General features: G+C 39.1%; 15 protein-coding genes and 1 tRNA gene. 11 read left to right on the forward strand and 5 right to left on the reverse strand.

The annotated features are described in order from the left end of the window. Window positions 1-169: 169 nt before the first annotated feature. From dnaK to mgtE, 5 genes are all read left to right on the forward strand, one after another. Complete coding sequence (gene dnaK / locus H6G69_RS03000; RefSeq protein WP_190681413.1) at window positions 170-2131, forward strand: molecular chaperone DnaK; 1962 nt, start codon at window positions 170-172, stop codon at window positions 2129-2131. A gap of 438 nt (window positions 2132-2569) precedes the next feature. Next, the gene (gene dnaJ, locus H6G69_RS03005; protein ID WP_190681414.1) at window positions 2570-3700 is read left to right on the forward strand and encodes a molecular chaperone DnaJ; all 1131 of its coding nucleotides are present in this window, start codon (window positions 2570-2572) and stop codon (window positions 3698-3700) included. After that, window positions 3700-3957: a sulfurtransferase TusA family protein gene (locus H6G69_RS03010; RefSeq protein WP_190681416.1), complete on the forward strand. Its 258-nt coding sequence runs from the start codon at window positions 3700-3702 to the stop codon at window positions 3955-3957. The genes dnaJ and H6G69_RS03010 overlap by 1 nt, the downstream gene beginning before the upstream one ends. Beyond that, entirely contained in the window at window positions 3954-5075 is a 1122-nt protein-coding gene (rsgA, locus tag H6G69_RS03015; protein ID WP_190681418.1) for a small ribosomal subunit biogenesis GTPase RsgA, read from the forward strand. The genes H6G69_RS03010 and rsgA overlap by 4 nt, the downstream gene beginning before the upstream one ends. Window positions 5076-5448: 373 nt before the next feature. Continuing rightward, on the forward strand, window positions 5449-6849 hold the full coding sequence (gene mgtE / locus H6G69_RS03020; protein WP_190681420.1) for a magnesium transporter: 1401 nt from the start codon (window positions 5449-5451) through the stop codon (window positions 6847-6849). Window positions 6850-6898: 49 nt separating this feature from the next. Here the strand turns inward: mgtE and H6G69_RS03025 are convergent, their stop codons facing one another. Then, a complete protein-coding gene (locus H6G69_RS03025; RefSeq protein ID WP_190681422.1) occupies window positions 6899-7156 on the reverse strand; it encodes a hypothetical protein in 258 nt (85 codons plus the stop codon). A gap of 453 nt (window positions 7157-7609) precedes the next feature. Here H6G69_RS03025 and H6G69_RS03030 point away from each other — a divergent pair, with 453 nt between their 5' ends. Next, entirely contained in the window at window positions 7610-8272 is a 663-nt protein-coding gene (locus tag H6G69_RS03030; protein WP_190681424.1) for a class I SAM-dependent methyltransferase, read from the forward strand. 2 nt (window positions 8273-8274) lie between these two features. Here the strand turns inward: H6G69_RS03030 and H6G69_RS03035 are convergent, their stop codons facing one another. From H6G69_RS03035 to H6G69_RS03045, 3 genes are all read right to left on the reverse strand, one after another. Next, entirely contained in the window at window positions 8275-8730 is a 456-nt protein-coding gene (locus H6G69_RS03035; RefSeq protein ID WP_190681425.1) for a response regulator, read from the reverse strand. A gap of 256 nt (window positions 8731-8986) precedes the next feature. Next, window positions 8987-9178, reverse strand: coding sequence for a hypothetical protein (locus tag H6G69_RS03040; protein ID WP_190681427.1), 192 nt, complete (start codon window positions 9176-9178; stop codon window positions 8987-8989). A gap of 291 nt (window positions 9179-9469) precedes the next feature. Next, complete coding sequence (locus H6G69_RS03045) at window positions 9470-10375, reverse strand: rhodanese-related sulfurtransferase (RefSeq protein ID WP_190681430.1); 906 nt, start codon at window positions 10373-10375, stop codon at window positions 9470-9472. Between the two features lie 71 nt (window positions 10376-10446). Between H6G69_RS03045 and H6G69_RS03050 the strand changes: the two genes are divergently transcribed. Continuing rightward, window positions 10447-10519 (forward strand) — tRNA-Ala (locus tag H6G69_RS03050). 8 nt (window positions 10520-10527) lie between these two features. On the opposite strand, the gene H6G69_RS03055 is transcribed toward H6G69_RS03050, so the two are convergent. After that, a complete protein-coding gene (locus H6G69_RS03055; RefSeq protein WP_190681432.1) occupies window positions 10528-11796 on the reverse strand; it encodes a glycosyltransferase family 2 protein in 1269 nt (422 codons plus the stop codon). Between the two features lie 833 nt (window positions 11797-12629). On the opposite strand from H6G69_RS03055, the gene H6G69_RS03060 reads away from it, so the two are divergent. From H6G69_RS03060 to H6G69_RS03075, 4 genes are all read left to right on the forward strand, one after another. Continuing rightward, window positions 12630-14066: a sugar transferase gene (locus tag H6G69_RS03060; protein ID WP_190681434.1), complete on the forward strand. Its 1437-nt coding sequence runs from the start codon at window positions 12630-12632 to the stop codon at window positions 14064-14066. Between the two features lie 69 nt (window positions 14067-14135). After that, window positions 14136-15125: a glycosyltransferase family 2 protein gene (locus H6G69_RS03065; RefSeq protein WP_313950118.1), complete on the forward strand. Its 990-nt coding sequence runs from the start codon at window positions 14136-14138 to the stop codon at window positions 15123-15125. Between the two features lie 171 nt (window positions 15126-15296). Next, the gene (locus H6G69_RS03070) at window positions 15297-16670 is read left to right on the forward strand and encodes a flippase (protein WP_190681436.1); all 1374 of its coding nucleotides are present in this window, start codon (window positions 15297-15299) and stop codon (window positions 16668-16670) included. Between the two features lie 51 nt (window positions 16671-16721). Then, window positions 16722-17678 (forward strand): glycosyltransferase family 2 protein, encoded by a 957-nt coding sequence (locus tag H6G69_RS03075; RefSeq protein ID WP_190681438.1) that lies wholly within the window; start codon window positions 16722-16724, stop codon window positions 17676-17678. Window positions 17679-17686: the final 8 nt, after the last annotated feature.

Consider the following 17686-nt stretch of genomic DNA (forward strand, 5'->3'; position numbering starts at 1 on the left):
AGTCAAAAAAATCAATTCCGCTTTTAACTTTTTACTTTTGATTTGTAATTTCTTGAAGCAAGGCGGTGAGGGTGTCAGCATTTTTACGTACACCCTTACGCTTGATTTCTCGCCCACAGATATCCCGTACAAAATTACGCCAAAAGCATTCAGTACAAATACTGTAAGTATGGGAAAAGTTATTGGGATCGACTTAGGCACTACTAACAGTTGCGTCGCAGTTTTAGAAGGTGGCCAACCAATTGTCATTTCTAATTCTGAGGGCGGACGAACCACTCCTAGTATTGTGGGATTTGGCAAGGGTGGCGATCGCTTGGTCGGTCAGCTGGCAAAACGCCAAGCCGTAACTAATGCCGAAAATACAGTCTACAGTATCAAGCGATTCATCGGTCGTCGTTGGGAAGATACGGAACAAGAACGTGGTCGTGTCCCCTATAGCTGTGTCAAAGGTCGAGATGACACTGTTGATGTGCAAATTCGCGGTAAAAATTACACGCCTCAAGAAATTTCCGCCATGATCCTGAACAAATTAAAGCAGGATGCGGAAAATTTTTTAGGCGAAGCTGTCACCCAGGCAGTAATTACCGTACCAGCATATTTTACTGATGCCCAAAGGCAAGCAACAAAAGATGCTGGCACAATTGCAGGCTTAGAAGTATTACGAATTATCAATGAACCAACGGCTGCGGCTTTAGCTTTTGGTTTAGATAAGCAAGACCAAGAGCAATTAATCCTGGTTTTTGACTTGGGCGGTGGTACTTTTGATGTCTCTATCCTGCAACTAGGTGATGGCGTATTTGAAGTCAAAGCCACTAGCGGTAACAATCAACTTGGTGGTGATGACTTTGATAACTGCATTGTCAGTTGGATGATTGAACGCTTCCAAGAGCAAGAAAAAATCAACCTCGCTCAAGACAAAATGGCTTTGCAGCGTCTACGAGAAGCAGCAGAAAAAGCCAAAATAGAACTTTCTAGTATGGTAAGTACCTCAATTAACTTGCCGTTTATCACAGCTGATGAATCTGGCCCAAAACATCTAGAGATGGAACTTAGCCGTTCTAAATTTGAGGAACTGGCAGCTAGTTTGATTGAAGCTACCATCGAACCGATGATTCAATCCCTCAAAGATGCTGATCTCAAACCCCAAGATATAGACAGAATCATTTTGGTTGGTGGTTCTACACGCATTCCTGCCGTTCAAAATGCTCTAATTAAGTTTTTTAACGGCAAAACTCCTGACCGTTCCATCAACCCTGATGAAGCTGTAGCTTTGGGTGCAGCCATTCAAGCAGGTGTTTTGGGTGGTGAAGTTGATAATCTTTTACTACTAGATGTCACTCCCTTATCTTTAGGTATTGAAACTCTAGGTGAGGTCTTCACCAAAATCATCGAACGTAACACGACAATTCCTACTAGTAAATCCCAAGTTTTTTCAACTGCCATAGATGGGCAAACCTCGGTGGAAATTCATGTCCTCCAAGGGGAACGGGTCATGGCGCGGGATAACAAAAGTCTAGGTAAGTTTTTGTTGGCTGGAATTCCCCCCGCCCCCCGTGGTGTGCCACAAATTGAAGTATCCTTTGAAATCGATGTCAACGGTATTCTTAAGGTTTCGGCTCAAGATAAAGGCACAGGCAGAGAGCAAAGTATTCGCATTACAAATACTGGTGGCTTGAGTGCTAATGAAGTCGAACGGATGCGGCAAGAAGCGGAAGTATTTGCTGAGGAAGATAAAAAGCGTAAGGAACTGGTTGAACTGAAAAACCAAGCCGATAATCTCTTAATCAGCTACGAATCTACTATGAAGGATAATGGCAACTTGATTGGTGAGCAGATGAAAGCCTTAGCTAGCGAAAAACTGGCACAACTGCAAGCTGTCATGACTAACCCTGGCATCTCTTTGCAAGAATTCCAACATTGTTTAGATGACTTCCAGCAAACTTTATTTGCTATTGGTGCTGATGTTTACAATCGGGCTAACAGCCAAAATCCCAATGAGTTTGAAGAGGTTTCAGAAGATTTATTAACACCAGAATCAACCAGTACCGCTAATGGAACAGTCATACCACAGTTTAACTTTGATTTTGATGAAGAAATGACAGCGCAAGCTGATTATGAGGCGATAGACTAAAGATCAAGTCTGAAATGTAAAGTATGAAGTATGAAATTTTTAACTGGAATACTTTGTTCTTTAACTGGTAAGAGTGCTTTACTACAGATCCGATGTAATCCAAATGGGGGGTTTTCCACACCTAGTGGTGCGGTTAGCCCCTCTAGTTCATAAGCAGGGTTTTACCATAATACGTAGCACAATTGTAAGAGAGACAAACTCGGCGGTCATGAGTTTTTGCATCTGCTAACTCTGCATTGCCGTCTCCTAGGCAAAAGCAAATTTTGCTTCATACTTGCTGGTGATTTTTGTAAAAGGTAAAAGGTACAATCAATTATTAATAAAAATTAATCTATGCCTTCTGCCTGAAAAAGTGCTGAGTAAAAAAGTCTAGTTTCTAGGCTCTAGCCTCTAGTCCCTAGCCTCTAATCCCTACCTTCTAACTTTTACCTTTGCTATATGGCCCGCGACTATTATGAAATTCTGGGTGTCGCTCGTGACGCCGACAAAGAAGAAATCAAACAAGCTTACCGTCGTTTAGCCCGGAAGTATCACCCAGATGTGAACAAAGAACCCGGTGCAGAGGAACGGTTTAAAGAGATTAACCGCGCTTATGAAGTACTTTCAGAGCCAGAAACCAGGGCACGTTACGATCGCTTTGGCCCAGAAGGTGTTTCTGGTGCTGGTGTTGGCTTCCAAGATATGGGCGATATGGGTGGTTTTGCCGATATCTTTGAAAGCATTTTCAGCGGCTTTGCTGGGGGCGGTATGGGCGGACAAACAGCGCAAAGACGACGCAGTGGCCCGGTACGGGGTGATGATTTACGCTTAGACCTGAAGTTAGACTTTCGGGAAGCAGTTTTTGGTGGTGAAAAAGAAATTCGCATTTCCCACCTAGAAACTTGTGAAGCTTGTAGTGGTTCTGGCGCAAAGCCGGGAACTCGGCCGCGTACCTGTTCAACTTGTAGTGGTTCTGGTCAAGTACGCCGGGTAACTAGAACACCTTTTGGTAGTTTCACCCAAGTTTCTACCTGTCCTACCTGTAATGGGACGGGTTCGGTAATTGAAGATAAATGTGATTCTTGCGACGGTAAAGGCACAAATCAAGTTACCAAAAAACTGAAAATTACAATTCCGGCTGGGGTAGATAACGGTACACGCTTGCGGATATCGCAAGAAGGCGATGCAGGTCAACGTGGCGGCCCGCCTGGTGATTTGTATGTCTACCTATTTGTGAATGAGGATGAAGAATTTCAGCGCGATGGAATTAATGTTCTGTCGGAAATTAAAGTGAGTTACTTACAAGCAATTTTAGGCTGTCGCTTGGAAGTGAATACAGTCGATGGGCCAGTGGAACTAATTATTCCCCCAGGTACTCAGCCCAATACAGTGATGAAGCTAGAAAATCGTGGCGTACCTCGCTTGGGTAATCCTGTGAGTCGCGGAGATCATCTACTGACAGTATTAATTGATATTCCCAATAAGGTCACTCCAGAGGAGCGAGAATTGCTAGAGAAGCTAGCTAAAATTAAAGGGGATCGTACTGGTAAAGGCGGTCTAGAAGGGTTTTTAGGAAATTTGTTTAAGTAATGAGTCTATCTTCTGTATCTACTCCTGATGCTCAACTCGATTTGCGCGGTACTCCCTGTCCGATGAATTTTGTGCGGACAAAACTTCGCTTGGAAAAAATGCCGCCAGGAGGTTTGTTAGAAGTATGGCTAGACCCGGGAGAGCCAATTGAGCAGGTTCCTGATAGCTTGACGATGGCAGGTTATCAGGTAGAACAAATTCTAGACTGCACTGACTATTTTTCTTTGTTAGTCCGTCGTCCTTTGGCTGGCCAATGACAGGGGAAACGATAACGACTACGGGAGAGTTAGTTGGTACAGTCTTGGCTGTACAGGCAAATTTTTATCGTGTGCAAATTGATGCGGTAGAAAACGAGGAAGGAGAAGGAACAGATCAATATCCGTTGTATCTGTCCTTGTCTTCCCATTTGCCGCTCCTGCTTTGCACCCGCAGAACGCGGTTAAAAAAAATTGGACAGCAGGTGATGGTAGGCGATCGCGTCGTGGTAGAAGAAGCAGACTGGGCTGGTGGACGCGGTGCAATTTCAGAAGTTTTACCCCGCACGGGGCAATTGGATCGACCAGCGATCGCTAATGTTAACCAAATTATGCTGGTATTTGCTGTTGCCGATCCACCTTTGGAACCTTACCAATTGAGTCGGTTTTTGGTGAAGGCTGAATCAACTGGCTGGGATGTAGTGCTTTGCTTGAATAAAAGTGATTTAATTTCAGCAACCGAACAGCAACAAATTAGCGATCGCCTCTCTATTTGGGGCTATCAACCCTTATTTATCAGCGTTCAAAATAGTATTAATATTACCCAAGTATTAACTCGCCTCAGCCATAAAACTACGGTAATTGCTGGGCCTTCTGGTGTTGGTAAATCCAGCTTAATTAACGCCCTCATTCCTGATATTAATTTGCGAGTTGGCGAAATCTCCGGTAAACTTGCCCGTGGTCGCCATACTACACGCCACGTTGAATTATTTGAATTACCTGGTGGTGGTTTATTAGCTGACACTCCTGGTTTTAACCAGCCTGATTTAGATGATCAACCAGAAGAGTTAGCTTATTATTTCCCGGAAGCGCGCAAACAATTAACGGTGGCGAGTTGTCGGTTTAGTGATTGTCTGCATCGAGACGAACCTGATTGTGTGGTGCGCGGTGATTGGGAACGTTATGAACATTATTTAGAATTTTTGGATGAAGCGATCGCTCGTCAAACCCAATTAAACCAGCAAGCCGATCCAGAATCAACTTTAAAGCAAAAAACTAAAGGGAAAGGGCAAACTAAATACGAACCTAAACTAGAAACTAAGAAATATCGCAGGATTTCTCGTAAGACTCAACTGCAAGCTTTACAAGATTTATATCAAGAGGATGAGGAAGAAAATTGATTAGGGGTTAGGGGCTAGAGGCTAGTACAACAAGGCAAAAGTAAAAAGGCAAAAGTAAAAAGAAAGAATACTGATACCACAAGCCTTTTAGCAATTTCAGATGGTCTGTTTATTTCCGCCAACCTGTACTAGGGGTTCAGCTGACATAGCTTATGTATTTGGGTTTGGAAAAATATTAATGCCCTTGCAAATTTAAATTAAGAAGCCTTTAAGTACTTGATTACCCAGCCCCTCTTAACACAAACCCTAGTCCCTAGCCTCTCTTAACATTAGCCCCTCGTGAAAAAATCACAATTTTAGCCTTTCATCTCACCACATTGTCCCCTAGACTAGGGGCAGCAACCTTATTAAAACTGGCTGAGGAAAGTGGAAATTGACTGAGGCGAACAACGTAAACTCTACCCTCCAGGATGTGTCCCGTAGAGAATTGCGAGATTTAGTACGGACTCAATTGCAAATGCTGTTAGAAGCAGCTGACTTGCAAGCAGCAAAGGCAATTCTTGTACCTGTACAACCTGCGGATATTGCCGAAGCGATTGAAGGTTTGCCAGAAGCGATGCACGCTTTGGCTTTTCGTTTGCTGTCTAAAGATGAGGCGATAGAGGTTTATGAATATCTTGACTATAGTGTTCAAGAACGACTGATTGAAGAACTCAAAAGCCAAGAAGTCCGAGATATTGTCGATCAAATGTCTTCGGATGATCGCGCTAGACTATTTGACGAATTGCCTGCAAAAGTTGTCAACCGTTTATTAGAACAACTTAGTCCTACAGAACGTCAAGCTACTGCTTTGTTGTTGGGTTACGAACCAAATACAGCAGGGCGAATTATGACGCTTGAGTTTATTTCTCTCAAAGAAAATATTAATGTCTCTCAGGCTCTAGAGCGAATTCGCCGTTTGGCAAATGCTAGTGAAATAATTTACTACCTTTACGTCACAGATAACGAAAGAAGATTAACGGGGATTGTTTCTTTACGAGATTTGGTGACATCCCAACCGGAGGAAATTATTGGCGATATTATGACCCGTGATGTTGTGTTTGTACGTACAGATACAGACCAAGAAGAAGTGGCCAGAGTCATTAAAAGATATGATTTTTTGGCTGTACCTGTAGTTGATAAACAACAACTTTTAGTCGGTATTGTGACTGTAGATGATGTAATTGATATTTTAGAGGAAGAAACCACCAAGGATATTTATGCTTTGGGTGGTGGTGTACAATCTAGCGGTGACAACTATTTTCAGATGAATTTACTGAAAGTAGCACGTAAACGGGTGGTGTGGTTATTTGTATTATTAATAACTAATACAGTTACAGGCACAATTATTAAATCGCAAGAAGATATCTTGACGAAAGTAGTAACGCTCACTGCATTTATTCCTTTGTTGACGGGGACTGGCGGTAACGTTGGCGCGCAGTCTTCAACAGTAGTAATTCGCGGGATGAATACTGAAGAAATCCGCTCGCTTGGGCCATTGCAGGTAATTGCTAGAGAAGCGATCGCTGGTTTATTATTAGGTGGAATGCTAGGGATAATTGCTACTGTTTGGGCGTTCTTTTTGCAGGGACGAATAGAAGTTGCGATCGCAGTTGGTAGTAGTCTGATTGCTATTTCACTTTTAGCTTCAGTTTCCGGTTCAGCATTGCCGTTTTTATTTCGTTTTTTGCGCTTAGATCCGGCTTTGATGTCAGCACCTTTTATTACTACCGCAGTGGATGTTTTAGGGGTTTTAATTTACTTTAATTTGGCACGAATAATTTTAAAATTATAAGTCAATAGTCTATCGACCATTGACTGTGATAACTAATAAATCCTAATTTTTACAATTCTGAAGCTGTATCAGGCGCAACGACTTCACCAGTACCTATTTGTAATATTAAATCTTGGTCTGTGATTAATTCGCTTAATTCCTTAACTTGCAAATTCATTTGTTCACAGGCTTGTCTTAGTTCCCGTGCAAAAGTATTGAGATCATCTCCATAGCCACATTGAAAAGCAGCAGTTTCAATTCCTTGCTTGGCGTTGGCTCTGGCACAATCTACTAATTCTGTACCATGCAATGGTTTTGAAGACGGCATAATTCTATCTTTTATTGATTAATTTTTACAGTTATTCATAATTTAGCAATTGTGCATAATTAACACATCCTCCTGATGGAAGACACAATCAAGCCAAAATTTCAGAATTCAGAAATGGCTGATATTCCTGAATTCTAAAATCTACATTTTGGATGATTTTAAATTAACCGTTGACCAAAACAATTCGCAATTCGCAATTCGCAATTCGCAATTGCGAACAAAATTGGAAATTGATTCATAATTTGGCTCAACCTTGCGGCAGAGAATCAATTAATCAAAATTAGGATTTTGGCTAAAATTATAGTTCTGCTAATTATAGCGATTCCCAGTTAAGTGAGGTACAGGTAATATTTTGAAACGCAGAGGGTCGCAGAGTGAAGCGCAGAGGTACGCAGAAATTTGTACTTCAGCAGACTAGGAAACGCTATAAATCAATGAAAAATCTCCAATTGTATGACTACTCAAACACTAGGTTTATCAACCAATTTGTCTGAATATTTACTATCAATCTCTGTAAGAGAAGCAGAAATATTGATGCAATTACGCCAAGAAACAGCCAATCATCCAATGGGGAGAATGCAAATTGCCCCAGAACAAGGACAGTTAATGGCTTTGCTGGTACAGTTGTTGGGGGCAACGAAAACTTTAGAAGTCGGTGTATTTACAGGTTATAGTGCCTTAGTTGTTGCCTTGGCGTTACCACCAACAGGTAAAGTAGTAGCTTGCGATATTAATGAAGAGTTTACCGCGATCGCACAGCGTTATTGGCAACAAGCAGGGGTAGCGGAAAAAATTGACTTACATCTTGGCCCAGCAATGGATACGTTAGATAAATTTTTGGCAAATGGGGAGGCGGAAACCTTTGATTTTGCTTTTATTGATGCAGACAAAAGCAACTATGATGGATATTATGAGCGATCGCTACAATTAGTGCGATCAGGTGGATTAATTGCCATTGATAATGTTTTATGGTCAGGGAGGGTAGCAGATCCTCAAGTACAAGATAATCGCACCAAAAAAATTCGGGCTTTTAATCAAAAACTCTATCAAGATTCACGTATAAGTCTTAGCTTGCTACCTATTGCAGATGGATTAACTTTAGCCAGAAAGCATTAGAATTATTCTTGATTTTCTCCATCAGGAAATCGCACAAGCTTGGTGATTTCTGCAATTAAAATACCTGCATCTACAGGTTTATTGACATAGCTTTGAAAACCAGAAAGCAAAGCTAAATTATAACTTTCTTCAGAACTTAAAGCAGTCAAAGCAATGGCTGGAGTTAACCTTTGTTGTAATAACAACATTTGTCTAGCTTTCCGCACTAAAGAATATCCATCTACTTCTGGCATAGCAATATCAAAAATTAAAACATCAAATCTGGAATTTTTAATTGCTTCTAATGCAAGTATGGCTGATGTTGCTGTTGTCACTTGCACACCGTAATTTTCTAAAATTACGGTCATTAAAAACAGACTATCTTCATTATCATCTACCACAAGAATCTGTAAACCTTCTAAAGATTGGTAGTCTTTTATATCATCGTGAAGATGCGAATGTTCAAAGTTATTTGCCATGATATGCTGTGCCTCCTTAGTTGGCCTAATCAATTACGGAGGAAGACCCAGTGTAGTTAGCCGCATACTAACTACACTGGGCAATTATTAATGAAGCTACCATGACATTAGTCAGATATATCAAAGAGATATTTATGCTTGAGCGCGTTAACTAATTTTAGTTTGTGCATAAATATCGTGTACCGGGTCAAATAGCATCTATGTGCTTTTTTAATTGAGATATATTTTAAAAACCCGGTTCTTAGATAACTTAAAATTATAAATCTGTTTTAATCTTGATTTTTCCTACGGCTCTACCTACTTTTTCCCATGTTCTAGCAGTTTCGAGGTCTTGCCAGTTGGTTCTAAGATGTTCAGCTTTTTCGTAACAAACTTGAGAGAGGATACTGAGTACATCAGGTAAACTCATATTCTCAATCAGTGTTTCTATGTCACTTTTGTCGTACATTTTTACAACTCCGAAACCAGAATTTATTAAACAGGTTTGATATAAGCCATCATCTACCAAATTTGGTAGTAATAATACCGATAATTGTCGTATTTAGTCATGTGGCAAGAGAATGACTTCAAAAAATCTTTAGCGTTAGCTAGATATATATACCGAGGAACAGGAAATGCTTTGGGGTGGGGGGGGAAGAGAAAGCTATGTTTTGTACACCCTGCCTCGTAGCCAACTGGGTACAAGCCTCCATTGATTTTCCCCTACACCCCACACCCTACCCTTGTAGTTAGAAGTCCTTTATTCCTGCTGCTTGGCTTGCTGTAGTTGATGCTGTCGCCATTTTTCTTGTTGACGAATTCGTTTCTCGGGTGTGAGATGATCGAAACAGTAGGGGCAGGAGATACCTTGTTCATACTTAGGCGAAGTTTTATCTGCTGCTGAAATTGGATGTCCACAACAAAAGCAAAGTTCGTGAGTTCCTGGTTCTAAACCATGACTAACTGTAATTCGCTCGTCAAACACAAAACATTCACCTTCCCATAAACTTTCTTCGGCAGGGATTTCCTCTAAATATTTCAAAATTCCACCTTGAAGATGATAAACTTCGGCAAATCCTTGCGCCAGCATAAAAGATGTGGCTTTTTCGCAACGAATTCCGCCAGTACAAAATAAAGCAACTTTTTTGTGTTTATCGGGGTCAAGGTTTTGTTGAATATATTCAGGAAATTCCCGAAATGATTCGGTTTGAGGGTTTTTCGCTCTTTGGAAAGAACCAATTTTCACTTCATAATCGTTACGAGTGTCAATCACAGTCACTTCAGGATCGGAAATTAATGCATTCCATTCTTGGGGCGTTACATAAGTGCCAACTTGCTGGTTAGGGTCAATTTCTGGTAAACCTAGGGTAACAATTTCTTTTTTTAAGCGTACTTTCATCCGTTCAAACGGCGGGTTCTGAGCGTAAGATTCTTTGTGTTCTAAGTCTGCTAAACGGGGATCGGAACGCAGATAGGCCAGAACAGCATCAATATTTTGCCGAAGACCCGCAATTGTACCATTAATACCTTCGGAAGCTAGCAGAATTGTGCCTTTAATGTTCTGTTCTAGACAATAAGACAGCAAAGGTGCTTGCTTTTCGGCAAAATCGGGCAAACTGACAAATTTATATAGTGCTGCAACAATTTGCGTATTTTTTTGGTTCATCCCTTTAACAATGGAACAATCTTCAGGTATAATTTTTAGGTGGTAAAATTAAACCACAATTTTAATTTTACGGGGGTTTAGCTCAGTTGGTAGAGCGCCTGCTTTGCAAGCAGGATGTCAGCGGTTCGAGTCCGCTAACCTCCATTAAATAGTTAAGGTTTATCTCCGTAATGGTCGGTTTTAATCCAAGGCGATCGCTTTTTTTGCACCCACATCCTGAAAGTCGCTACAATCATCACAGGAATCCAATGCAGCATATAAATAGAACCTTGCACTGTTGCCCAAAGCAAAGATATTCCGCGTAAATTTTGCAATTGGTAAAGTCCTGCAACGAACCCCACTGTTAAAATGATGCTAAGTAGTGTTTGGAGTGGTAATAAAACTGGGCGATCGCGGTAAAATACTGTCCAAAGTAGGTCAGGAATCAGCCCAATTGGCAATAAAAATTGTAAGAGAAAAAATAAGCATAAATCAATTTCTTTAGCCCAGCCTAAGTTGAGAATTTGCGGAAAGTAATCTAGATAACGCTGATAGCCACCTTCAGCCCAACGCCTGCGTTGATGCCAAAGTTTTTTCCAGGTTGTGACTCCTTCTTCTTGAATAACAGGAAGTGTGACAAACTCAATTTCGCTACCTGTCAGATACAGCTTAAAGCAAAGATCCAAATCATCGGTCACTGTGTCTTCATTCCAACCATGACATTGTTCTAATAGTTGGCGGCGCACCAACATCCCGTTACCTCGCAGTTCCGACATTCCCCCAACAGCTAGGCGATGAGTTTGCAAAAAGCTATCGCAAGTCATTTCTATCTGCTGACAACGAGTTAAGAAATTAGTATCTGCATTGATAATTGCTTTTCGTACTTGCACTGCACCAATCTTTTTTTGCTGAAATAAAGGTGCTGTTTGCCGCAGAAAATTGCCAGGAAGTACCGCATCAGCATCACATATCAGGATAATTTCGCTTTGGGTAAGCGGTAAAACGGCATTTAACGCCCCTGATTTACCACCTTGTGATTGCCGATGATGAATTTTTAGGGCTGGAAATGAACTTTGCAATTTCTTTAAAATTTGCGGAGTTGCATCAGTACTTCCATCATCAACTATCCAGATATCTAAGCGATCGCTTGGGTAGTCTAATTGAAATAAATTTTGAATGAGATTTGGTAAAACAGCACTTTCGTTTTTAGCAGGCACTAAAATCGCTACATAGGGTAAGTAGTTGTGATTTTCAATGACTGCTTTGGTTGGTTTGGCAATCAGCATCCTGAGTGTTTGCCCAGTCAGCACAATGGTTAATCCGACTATGAACCATTGTGTTTGTGGTTGCCAGTGTAGCAAACTTACCAAAACCCAAATCGACACAAAGATCAAGACGGCTTTGAGTCGGCGGTTGGGGTTTGGCTGATAAATGCTTGCCATTCTTAGTTACCCTACCTTTCAGTTCTTGGCTGAAATTGGCGTTGTAATAACATTGTTGGTGCGATCGCAACAACTCTGCAAATATATAAGATGATTGAATCGCAAGTTTACATTTGAATCAGTATAAGCGTGTATTTGCGAATTATTTTTAAGATTAATACTTGCGTTAAAAAATAGAATTTTGCGAACAAACCCAGCTACAACAAACTCACGGATGTTCTCTATGATGGCAGACTTCGTAAAACACTTTTTAGTAATGCAGATATTCTCATCAACAAAATTTACTCTCTCATGAGATAAAAACTGAGGTATCCAAATTCCAATACTTTCTTCTTAACCGGAAATTAATATTTACCTAGACGTTAATAAGTAAGTTCCTCACAAAGCCAATACAAAAGTATTTTGCCTGTATGATAAAATTTACTTATGAGTCGTTATTTATTAGCATTCTAACCTAACACTCATATTCATCAGAAAGCAACTTTTATATATAAATCTAAAATAAATCTAAAAATATATAAATTTTACGTAAAGTTATAGTTGATATATGAAACTTTGTATCTTCAAAGAGTATTATTTATTACGTACAAGTAAATTTACAAAGTTTCATATAATACATTTACTAATTAAGTAGTGAAGTAAGTAACTAAATACACAATAAAACGAACCCAAGTAAATCAAGACTATGTGTCTGATGCAGAGATAAGTGTTTTTATACTCATTCCAAATTTTTAGGTCAAAGAGAGGAATTATTTCAACCACATAACTTAGACAGAGGTTAATTTAATATTCCATAAGGCAGTTATTCACTAAAAATACAACAAGGCCATTTTATGAGTAATCAGGGCATTGCAACTACGCAGGTAAATAACACCAACTTAAACTCTACTCCTTTAGATATACGTGCTTCAGGTTTTTTTAGAGTAAGTAAAGGGTTTTGGTGGCTCAGGCTTGCAACATTAATAGTAGTAGACTGCGCAGTTCTATCTTTAGCTTGGATATTAGCGAAGCATACTGGAACTGCCATATATACACAAAATAATTTCATTCCTAGTTTAGTTTTAATTCAAGTAGCTACGCTTGCTTTACAAGGTACATATCAACCAGGAAAGCAACGTTATGACTATTTCAATATTATTAAGTCACTAACATTTGCACATGGTTTAATACTATTGTGCAGCGTTTTATATCGACCAATTGTTGAGTTTAGTTTCTCGACATTAACTTCTTCCTGGTTGATGAGTACAACTTTTGTGGTCACAGGTAGATTATTGGTAGGGATAGTTTTACAATATTTTCGCCAACGCAAATTATTAGGATGTAATTCCGTTTTTCTGATTTGTGATACTGGCTCTGAAGAACAGATTATTAATTTGATCAAAAACGAAAAGCGTTACATTATTCGTGGAACTGATACTGCAAGTGCCTTAGACAGGTACAATCGTCAGCAAACTTTAGCAGAACTAAACAGGCTAGGAATCACAGAAGTCTTTATTGATTGGGATGCAATCAAAAACAGAATGTTTGTGTGCTGGTTATTTCAAGTCTCGGGAATTACAGTTCACATTATACCTACGCAATTAAAACCAATTGACAGGCAAGTATATTTCCAGAAAATTAGTGGGATGCCTTGTCTTAGCGTTAGTTGCCCAACAATTATTAGTAAAGATTTTTGGATTAAGCGATCGTTTGACTTTTGTTTTACAGCTTTGTTTTTAATCTTGACATTTCCTGTGTATCTAGCGATTGCGATCGCAATTAAATTAGACTCACCAGGCCCAATATTCTACAAACAAACACGTATTGGTCTACATGGAAAACCATTTAAAGTCTGGAAATTCCGAACCATGAGACCTGATGCTGATAAACTGCAAAAAGAATTAGAAGCATTAAACGAAGTTAAAGACGGTATTATCTTCAAAATCAAAGACGACCCCAGAATTACCAAAGTGGGCAAATTCTTACGTCGCTATAGCTTAGACGAATTACCACAACTGTTTAATGTTTTACTGGGAGAAATGAGTCTTGTAGGCCCCCGTCCTTTACCTACTAGAGACGTAGATAAATTCTTAGACCATCATTTCATCAGACAAGAAGTTCTGCCAGGCGTAACAGGTCTTTGGCAAGTATCAGGAAGATCAAACATCCTAGATTTTGAACAAGTAATCAATCTCGATATGAGTTATATCGAAAATTGGTCACTGCAACTAGATTTTGAAATCTTATTGAGGACAGTAAAAGTAGTTTTGAAAAAAGAAGGTGCTTATTAAATTCAAAACCTTAGCCCTATCGTAGAAAATCCTAATGTTATATAGATTATGTCCAACTGCTAATTGACTATGAGTATGAAACCAGAAGTATCAGTAATAATCCCTGCATACAACACCGAAGCTTATCTTGCAAAAGCTATAGAGTCTGCTCTAGGACAAACACTAGAAAATATAGAAGTGATTGTTGTAGATGATGCTTCCACAGATAAAACCTTAGAAGTAGCTAAGAGTTTTAATGACAAAAGGCTAAAAGTTTTAGCAAATGAAAAAAATCTTGGAGCAGCCGAAGCAAGAAATCGCGCATTAAGAGTAGCTAAAGGTAAATGGATAGCTGTCCTTGATTCTGATGATTGGTATGCACCAGAAAGGCTGGAAAAACTTTTAGCTATAGCGTACTCTAACAATGCCGATATGGTTGCCGATGATATTAATTACATCATAGATGGCGAAGCAACTCCTTGGAGTACACTAATTACTCAGAGTGGAGAGGATATCAGGGAAATTTGTCAAATTGATATTATACGCTTTGTATCAACGGATGTTTATGGACAAAGAGGGCTGCATCTGGGTTTAAGCAAGCCTTTATTAAAACTAGACTTCTTGAATAAACATGGGATTGAGTATGATCCTAGCTTGAGAATGGGTCAAGATTTTTGGCTATACATTAAATGTCTGATGAATGGAGCATCCTATTTCCTAGTACCAGAAGCATATTACTTCTACCGTTCTCGTCCTGGTTCCTTAATCAAGCAAAGTCAAGTAGAGCGCCTTAACCAAAGTCTGCGTGCTACGCAAAATTTTATCCAACAGGAAGCTGTCAAAAATAAACCAGATTTGTTGCGTGCTATGTCTTATAACCTGGCAATATATCAAAAAGGTAAAGCTTACTATTGCGTTGTTGAACCTTTAAAGCAGAAAAAAATTTTAACTGCTTTCATTAAATCAATACAACATCCCTATTTTTTTGTAGTGTTTATAAATCGACTACCAATGATTATAATTCGTCGCTTTAAATATTATATTTTAAGAGATAGATTAGCTTTAGAAATGGGAAGATAATATCAACAAACACATCATATATATATTTTTTTATAAAAAATAGTGTATCAGTTATTGAAAGATTGAGATACATATTTTAAGCTTGTTCAACTTGATTGAAAGCTTACTGGTGTCTACTATAAACAGGCAAAAAAGCTCTGCCTTAAGGAAAACGGAGACAAGTTTGATTAGATGAATAAATTATGGAGTATTGCTCCACTCATTAAAAAGATTCAACAGCCTGGGATCATAGCCTATTTTATTAAAAAAGCTAGCATAGCATTTGTCATTCAAGTTACAGGTATTGGGTTAGGTTATCTACTCCAAGTTTTCCTTGCCAGAGTAATGGGGACTCAAGAATACGGTCTCTTTACCTATATCTTTGTATGGTCTACAATTTGTGCAGTTATTTGCAATTTGGGAATACCTTTAGCAGTACTACGCTTCATACCTCATTACATTACAAAAGGGAATTGGGGACTATTTCAAGGTGTAATTCGTGGGAGTTCAAAGCTCACTGTTACCGTCAGCATAATGATGTCTTTTGTGCTGACATTTGCAGCATTGTTGCTGAATTACTACAGCTATTTAGAAAATTTGGTTCCCATACTGTTTGGAATTTGGTTAGTACCGCTACTGGCTTTAGAGAATTTACAGTGTAATTTATTCCGAGGTAGTAGTAAAATGGTTGCAGCCTATGGTCCCAGTAAAGTACTGCGACCATTACTGTTTATAGCCGGGACTGGGGCAATGCTGCTTTGGGCAGGCAGCCAAAAGCTAACGGCTCAACTTGTATTTATTATTACAATAATCACTTATGTGATTCTGATCCTCAGTCAGCAAGTATTGATTCACAAAAATCTATTGAATCAAGGTGAAACTGCGACACCAATATATCAATTCCGTTCTTGGTTGCGTGTTTCGCTCCCTTTACTATTGATTATTGGCTTCATAATCATTTCCAATCAGACTTCTATTGTAATGATTGGAGCTTTATTAGATCCAGTCCAAGTGGGTATATATAATGCAGCCACAAAAACCTCTTATTTAGCTAGTTTCGTATATATAGCAGTAGAAGCGATCGCAGCTCCCACAATTGCTTCACTTTACACAGCAGGCGATCAATCCCAGTTACAAAAAGTAGTGACAACAATGGCACACTTGGTTTTTTGGCCAACTATGCTCGTCACTTTATTTTTAATTTTATTTAGCAACTATATACTGAGAATGTTTGGCTCAGAATTTTTAGCAGCGCAATCGTCTCTGGTTATCTTAGCTGTAGGGCAACTCGTCAATTCAGCAACAGGCCCCGTAGGATATATGCTCGATCTTACAGGGCATCAAGATCAAAGTGCTCGTGTACGTTGCTTTACCGCAATTACTAATTTTCTTCTCAATTACTTTTTAATCCCTAAATTTGGCATTATGGGTGCTGCTATAGCTACATCAATTGTTGTCATATTAGATAACCTGATAATTTATTTTTTAGCAGTCAAGTATACAGGTGTTCATGCTTCAATTTTTTCTCACTATACATTAAATTTTATTAACAAAAAAAAATCTTAAAATTGGTTTCTGACTTAAAAAAAATATACCTTTGAATTAAACAGGAAAATTATGAGTGAACCTCTTAAAAACTTAGTAAGCGCGGTCATACCTACACGTAACAGACCATCTATTGCGATCAAAGCAGTCAAGAGTGCCTTAGCTCAAACAATTCAATCAATTGAAGTCATAGTAGTCGTAGATGGCCCTGATGAAGCTACAGTCAAAGAACTTCATCAGATAGAAGATCCACGACTCAGAGTAATAGCCTTGCCAAAAAATATAGGGCCTTCAGGTGCTAGAAATGTTGGTATTAGAGAAGCTAAAGGTAATTGGATCGCTTTTCTAGATGATGATGACGCATGGCTACCCGAAAAGATTGAGCGTCAACTAGAAGCTGCATACAAATCAAACTATACTTTTCCTATTGTTTCCTGTCGTTTCTTTGCTCAAACTTCTAAAGGTGAATTAATTTGGCCCAAAAGACTTCCACATTCCTCCGAACCTATCAGCGAATACTTATTTGTGCGTAGCTCTTTATTTTTAGGAGAAACCTTTATATCAACCTCTACAATTTTAACGAAAAAAGAATTATTAGAAAAGATACCTCTAGACGAAAAATTGCATAGGCACGAAGATTTTGACTGGTTGGTTAAAGTTAGCCTTATTGAAGGCGTAGGGGTTGAATTTGTCAGTGAGCCTTTGGTTAATTTCAATGCTATGTATACCCCAAACCGTAAAAGTTTAAGTAATATCAATAACTGGCAATATTCTTTAGATTGGATTCATTCTGTCCGCGATTTAGTTACACCATTAGCATATTCAGCATTTGTAACAACAGTTGTGAGTTCCCAAGCTGCTACGGAACAAAATTATCAGGCTTTTGTTCCTCTTTTATGGGATGCAGTAAAGTTTGGCAGGCCTAGAGCCTTAGATATATTATTATATTTAGCGATGTGGCTGATACCAAAAAATTTGCGGCAGGTATTACGTTATTTCATGAATAAAAATACCCAAAAACCAGCCTAATGAAAGTA

The sequence above is a fragment of the Nostoc sp. FACHB-110 genome (assembly GCF_014697425.1).
In the GTDB taxonomy this organism is placed as follows: Bacteria; Cyanobacteriota; Cyanobacteriia; order Cyanobacteriales; family Nostocaceae; genus Nostoc_B.

Excerpts from the sequence above, each read along its gene's own strand:
- H6G69_RS03010 (WP_190681416.1), top strand. The coding sequence starts at position 3,700 with ATGAGTCTATCTTCTGTATCTACTCCTGATGCTCAACTCGATTTGCGC.
- dnaJ (WP_190681414.1), top strand. The coding sequence starts at position 2,570 with ATGGCCCGCGACTATTATGAAATTCTGGGTGTCGCTCGTGACGCCGAC.
- H6G69_RS03065 (WP_313950118.1), top strand. The coding sequence starts at position 14,136 with ATGAGTATGAAACCAGAAGTATCAGTAATAATCCCTGCATACAACACC.
- H6G69_RS03035 (WP_190681425.1), bottom strand. The coding sequence starts at position 8,730 with ATGGCAAATAACTTTGAACATTCGCATCTTCACGATGATATAAAAGAC.
- H6G69_RS03075 (WP_190681438.1), top strand. The coding sequence starts at position 16,722 with ATGAGTGAACCTCTTAAAAACTTAGTAAGCGCGGTCATACCTACACGT.
- H6G69_RS03070 (WP_190681436.1), top strand. The coding sequence starts at position 15,297 with ATGAATAAATTATGGAGTATTGCTCCACTCATTAAAAAGATTCAACAG.
- H6G69_RS03030 (WP_190681424.1), top strand. The coding sequence starts at position 7,610 with ATGACTACTCAAACACTAGGTTTATCAACCAATTTGTCTGAATATTTA.
- dnaK (WP_190681413.1), top strand. The coding sequence starts at position 170 with ATGGGAAAAGTTATTGGGATCGACTTAGGCACTACTAACAGTTGCGTC.
- H6G69_RS03025 (WP_190681422.1), bottom strand. The coding sequence starts at position 7,156 with ATGCCGTCTTCAAAACCATTGCATGGTACAGAATTAGTAGATTGTGCC.
- H6G69_RS03055 (WP_190681432.1), bottom strand. The coding sequence starts at position 11,796 with ATGGCAAGCATTTATCAGCCAAACCCCAACCGCCGACTCAAAGCCGTC.
- H6G69_RS03060 (WP_190681434.1), top strand. The coding sequence starts at position 12,630 with ATGAGTAATCAGGGCATTGCAACTACGCAGGTAAATAACACCAACTTA.
- rsgA (WP_190681418.1), top strand. The coding sequence starts at position 3,954 with ATGACAGGGGAAACGATAACGACTACGGGAGAGTTAGTTGGTACAGTC.
- H6G69_RS03045 (WP_190681430.1), bottom strand. The coding sequence starts at position 10,375 with ATGAACCAAAAAAATACGCAAATTGTTGCAGCACTATATAAATTTGTC.
- H6G69_RS03040 (WP_190681427.1), bottom strand. The coding sequence starts at position 9,178 with ATGTACGACAAAAGTGACATAGAAACACTGATTGAGAATATGAGTTTA.